This window comes from Shewanella sp. CG12_big_fil_rev_8_21_14_0_65_47_15, assembly GCF_002783505.1.
Taxonomy (GTDB): domain Bacteria; phylum Pseudomonadota; class Gammaproteobacteria; order Enterobacterales; family Shewanellaceae; genus Shewanella.
Genome location: NZ_PFGL01000037.1, coordinates 1,174 through 6,718, shown reverse-complemented (window position 1 = coordinate 6,718; position 5,545 = coordinate 1,174). Strand labels below are relative to the sequence as shown.

Here is a 5,545-nt window from a genome sequence, read left to right as displayed (position 1 = left end):
ACCACACCCGCACCTGTTGTATTTGGATCAGAATCCAGCGCTTTGAAGATCCGGGTGGTATTGAGTTCGTTTTGCAGTCGTTGTTTGAGTAGTTTTTCTTTATTTGCTTGAAGTGGGGAACGTAGCAGCACAGTAGACATAGTCATTTCCATTGATAGTCTCTAAAAAACATCCTTGTATGCGGCCGCACTTTACTAAAAAACCCATCCTATGAATAGTCTAGTGCCTAACAAATTTTGACCACTGTTGATAAACATATACAAAAAAGCGAACCGCTAAGGGTTCGCTTTTCATCAAACGTTATGACCTGAATAACGTACTATTCAGCCCTTATTCATAGTCTGATAACGGCACACATGCACAGAACAAATTACGGTCGCCGTACACGTCATCGATACGATTCACTGTTGGCCAGAATTTGTTAGTACGTACTGCTGTACTTGGGAACACGGCCACTTCGCGGCTGTATGGGCGTGAATCGAACTCTGGGTCCATAATATCGGCCATAGTGTGCGGTGCGTTGTGCAGCGGGTTGTTATCCGCTGGCCATTCGCCCGATTCCACTTTGGCGATTTCAGCGCGGATTGACACCATAGCATCGATAAAACGATCGAGTTCCACCTTAGACTCTGATTCGGTTGGCTCAATCATCAGGGTTCCCGCAACCGGGAAGCTCATGGTTGGCGCGTGGAAACCGTAGTCATTCAAACGCTTAGCGATATCCATTTCGGTCACGCCTGAGGCTTCTTTCAGCGGACGTAGGTCGATAATACATTCGTGCGCCACGCGATCATTACGGCCACGGAACAGTACTGGGTAGTGTTCAGACAGCTTCTTCATCACATAGTTAGCGTTTAACAGCGCAGTTTGGGTCGACTTTTTCAGGCCGTTTGAACCGAGCAGCTTAATGTACATCCAGCTGATTGGCAGAATGCCAGCGCTACCGTAAGGTGCCGCTGATACGGCGCCATTGTTATCGCTTTCACGGCCCGGTTTAACCACAACGTGACCGGCTACAAACGGCGCTAAGTGGGCTTTCACGCCGATTGGGCCCATACCTGGACCACCGCCGCCGTGTGGAATCGCGAAGGTTTTGTGCAGGTTAAGGTGCGATACGTCGGCACCGATAAAGCCAGGAGAGGTTAAACCGACCTGGGCGTTCATATTGGCGCCGTCTAAGTACACTTGGCCGCCGTGCTGATGCACTATATTGCAGATTTCGCGGATAGATTCTTCATACACACCGTGGGTCGATGGGTAAGTGATCATGATGCAAGACAGGTTTTCAGCCACTTCGGCGGCCTTTGTCTTCAGATCTTCTAAATCGACGTTACCTTGCTTATCACAGGCCGTCACCACCACTTGCATACCGGCTAATTGCGCCGATGCAGGGTTAGTACCGTGGGCAGATTGCGGGATCAGACAGATATTTCTGTGGGCATCGCCGCGTGACTCATGGTATTTCTTGATGGCTAACAAGCCAGCGTATTCACCTTGAGCGCCTGAGTTAGGTTGGATACACACGGCATCGTAACCCGTTACATTCACCAGCCATGAAGACAGTTCTTCAATCAGCTGAGTGTAACCCTTGGCTTGATCCAGTGGGCAGAAGGGGTGCATGTTGGCAAATTCTGGCCAGCTCACTGGGATCATTTCAACCGCTGCGTTTAACTTCATGGTGCATGAGCCCAGTGAAATCATCGAGTAGTTAAGTGCTAAATCTTTGTTTTCGAGACGTTTGATATAACGCATCATCTCGGTTTCGCTTTGATAGCGATTAAAGGTTGGGTGGCTTAAAATCGCATCTTGGCGCACGAGTGCAGCAGGAATCGATTGGCTACCTTGGGCAACGATTTGCGCATCTAATGCGGCGACGTCTAAACCATGGCCAGCACCTAAGATCACCTCGAACAGCGCTTCGATATCGGCGCGGATAGTGGTTTCGTCTAAGCTTACGCCCACAATGCCGTCGGCATCGAAGCGTAGATTCATTTCAGCGGCTAGCGCGCGTGCATTGACGGCAGCAACATCTAAGCCTTTGATGCTGATGGTATCGAACCAAGTGCTGTTGACTAAACTCACGCCCTTGGCTTGTAAGCCTGCCGCTAAAATATCGGCGAAACGGTTAATGCGTGAAGCGATAGTTTTCAGGCCATCTGGGCCGTGGAATACGGCGTAGAAAGACGCCATATTCGCTAACAAAATTTGTGCGGTACAAATATTTGAGTTGGCTTTTTCGCGGCGAATATGTTGCTCACGGGTTTGCATCGCCATCCGCAGTGCGCGGTTACCACGGGCGTCTTTTGACACACCGATAATACGGCCAGGCATAGAGCGTTTGTGCTCGTCACGGGCAACGAAGAAGGCTGCGTGTGGACCACCAAAGCCCATTGGCACGCCGAAACGCTGGGCACTACCGAAGACCACATCGGCGCCCATGGCTCCCGGTGATTTCAGTAACACTAACGCCATGATGTCGGCGGCGACGGTCACCACCACGTTTTTAGCACGCAGAGTGGCGAATAGCTCGGTGAAGTCAGTGACTTGACCGAAACGGTTTGAATATTGGAACAGGGCACCAAACAGCTCGTGGTTAACGGCCTCAGATGCAGGGCCAACCACCACGTCAAAACCAAAACACTCAGCGCGGGTTTTCACTACGTCTAAGGTTTGTGGGAACACATCATCGGCAACGAAGAAGATATTGGCTTTTTTGGCTTTAGAAACCCGCTTGGCCAGCGCCATGGCTTCGGCGGCGGCAGTCGCTTCGTCCAGCAGTGAAGCAGAAGCCAAATCTAAACCTGTTAAGTCCATCGACACTTGTTGGAAGTTTAGAATGGCTTCTAAACGGCCTTGGGCGATTTCTGGCTGATAGGGCGTGTAAGCCGTGTACCAACCTGGGTTTTCCAATACGTTGCGCAGGATCACGTTTGGCACTTCGGTGCCGTAGTAACCCATACCAATGTAGCTCTTAAATACTTGGTTTTGTTGTGCTAAACCACGAATGTAGGCAATGCCTTCGGCTTCGCCGCAGGAATCACCAATGCTCAATTCTTGATTTAAACGGATCGACTCAGGCACGATTTGCGCGGTTAGATCGTCCAGAGACTCGGCACCAACATAATTCAGCATGGCTTGCTGTTGGTTGCTATCTGGGCCGATATGACGACGTAGGAATAAATCGTGCTGTTCTAACTGAGTGAGGGTTTGCTTGGTCATGATAAACCTTGTTCCAGATTTGCCGTAACTCAGGACTGTAGGGTACTGATTAACGGGCTGTTGTTATGTCAAACTTGCGCTAAAACAAACAAAGCCCCTCGGGGCTTTGTTAGCGTCGACGATTATTCTTCGTCGATAACTGCTTGGTAGCCTTCGGCATCCAGCAGAGCGTCGACTTCTGCTTCGTCAGAAGGCATCACGCGGAAGAACCAGCCTTCGCCGTAAGCATCGCTGTTAACGAGTTCTGGAGAATCTTCCAGCGCTTCGTTCACGGCAATCACTTCGCCAGAAATAGGAGAATAAATATCAGAGGCCGCTTTTACTGATTCAGCAACGGCGCAGTCATCACCCGCAGTGACAGTGTCGCCCACTTCTGGAAGCTCAACGAAAACCATGTCACCCAATAATTCTTGGGCGTGCTCTGTGATACCTACTGTGTAGCTACCGTCTTCTTCCTTGCGGATCCATTCGTGTGAAGAGGCGTACTTCAGTTCTGTCGGAATATTGCTCATTGTTCTTGTTCCTTGTTCCGTTTTTTTAAAATGCTTGTTTACCGTTGCGCACAAAGTTTGGCGCTACTACTCTAACAGCCACACGCTTTTTACGCATTTCGACTTCCGCCGTATCCCCAATAGCGTTAGGAACACGCGCCATCGCAATAGAATAGCCCAATGTTGGCGAGAAAGTACCACTGGTAATCACGCCTTGGTGTTCTGTGCCGGCTGCATCGGTGAAAAATACTGGCATATCATGGCGTAACACGCCCTTTTCTTCCATCACTAGGCCGACTAATTTGTCGGTTCCCGCATCGCGCAGGGCTTCTAGGGCTGTACGGCCGATAAAGTCACGGTCGCTCGGTTCCCATGCTATGGTCCAGCCCATGTTGGCGGCCAGCGGGTTGATGGTTTCGTCCATATCTAGGCCGTAGAGGTTCATACCGGCTTCGAGACGTAATGTATCACGGGCACCTAAGCCACAGGGCTTAACACCTTGATCTAATAGCGCTTGCCATAGAGCTTGGGCTTCTTCTTCTGGGACGATAATCTCGTAGCCCACTTCACCCGTGTAACCTGTGGTGGCGATAAATAGCGAACCGGCTTGCTTACCGAAGAAAGGCTTCATACCTTCGATGGCGGCGTTTTGCTCGGCGCTGAATACTGCAGCGGCTTTCGCCTTAGCATTAGGACCTTGCACGGCGATCATCGCCAGTTCAGGACGCTCGGTTACCGTGACATCAAAACTTTGGGCTTGCTTGGCGATCCAAGCTAAGTCTTTTTCGCGGGTCGCAGAGTTAACCACAACACGGTAGAAAGTATCGGTGAGGTAGTAAGTAATGAGGTCGTCGATGATGCCGGCATTTTCATCTAACATGCCGCCGTATAAGGCTTTACCTGGAACTTTTAGCTTAGCCACATCGTTTGCCAGCAGCTTACGTAAAAATGCACAAGCGTCGCTGCCTGTCACATCAACCACAGTCATGTGGGAAACGTCGAACATACCCGCATCTTTACGAACGGCGTGGTGCTCTTCGATTTGTGAGCCATAGTTGAGAGGCATATCCCAACCGTGGAAGTCGACCATCTTAGCGTTTGATTCTAAGTGCTTGTTAAACAGAATAGTTTTATTAGCCATTGTTATCCCTTTTTTGCGGCCTTTTTCAGGTCTCTGCCTAGTGTAGGGTAATGCCAACTGTGTTACATATCTGCAATTCAGCCTTGGACTTTCACCTTGCATCAACTTAAAAGGGATGACCTTTCTGCATCAATGCGCCTTGAATTGAAACGCCTGACTGGTTCTGAACTCATCAGATATCTATCGTGATTGGTATAATACTAGGGTCTAAAATGCGGCGAAATTATACCTTGCGTCACAAATTTGTATACAGGAGATTTTTCTAATCCGAAGTCTGTGCCATTAGATTTTCTTATCTTTAACATGTAATTTTTTTACAGTCAAAGACCAGATTTGCATAGCTTACCGCCAATATGCTGATATTAGCGGCAATTCTGGTCACATTAGCGCAACCTAGGCTAACGGCATAACTTGGGGAGTGAGGACTTATTACCCATGGCCTGTTGCATGAACACTGTTTTCAGCCCAGCGACATTATCAACGAGGTTTAATCCGAGATCGCGCAGCGCTTTTTTAACTGGATTTGAACCTTCGAATAGGCGTTTAAAGCCCTCCATCGCCGCGATCATCTCCATCGCCTCGGCCTTGCGCCACCGTTCAAGGGCACGCAGCTGTGCATAATCGCCAATGTCCTTGCCCGCTTGCTGTAATTCGCTGACCACTTCGATAATGCTGGCCGCATCTAAAAAGCCGA

The 5,545-nt window shown here is 49.5% G+C and carries 3 protein-coding genes and 1 pseudogene; all 4 read right to left on the bottom strand.

All coding sequences use genetic code 11. From position 1 onward, the window contains the following. Nucleotides 1-330: 330 nt before the first annotated feature. Nucleotides 331-3,219: an aminomethyl-transferring glycine dehydrogenase gene (gcvP, locus tag COW15_RS09810; protein ID WP_293632390.1), complete on the bottom strand. Its 2,889-nt coding sequence runs from the start codon at nt 3,217-3,219 to the stop codon at nt 331-333. A gap of 122 nt (nt 3,220-3,341) precedes the next feature. Beyond that, nucleotides 3,342-3,731: a glycine cleavage system protein GcvH gene (gcvH, locus tag COW15_RS09805; protein WP_198781041.1), complete on the bottom strand. Its 390-nt coding sequence runs from the start codon at nt 3,729-3,731 to the stop codon at nt 3,342-3,344. Nucleotides 3,732-3,756: 25 nt separating this feature from the next. Then, nucleotides 3,757-4,851 (bottom strand): glycine cleavage system aminomethyltransferase GcvT, encoded by a 1,095-nt coding sequence (gene gcvT / locus COW15_RS09800; protein ID WP_293632388.1) that lies wholly within the window; start codon nt 4,849-4,851, stop codon nt 3,757-3,759. A gap of 398 nt (nt 4,852-5,249) precedes the next feature. After that, nucleotides 5,250-5,545: pseudogene (locus COW15_RS09795) on the bottom strand (FAD-dependent 2-octaprenylphenol hydroxylase); the annotation flags it as partial.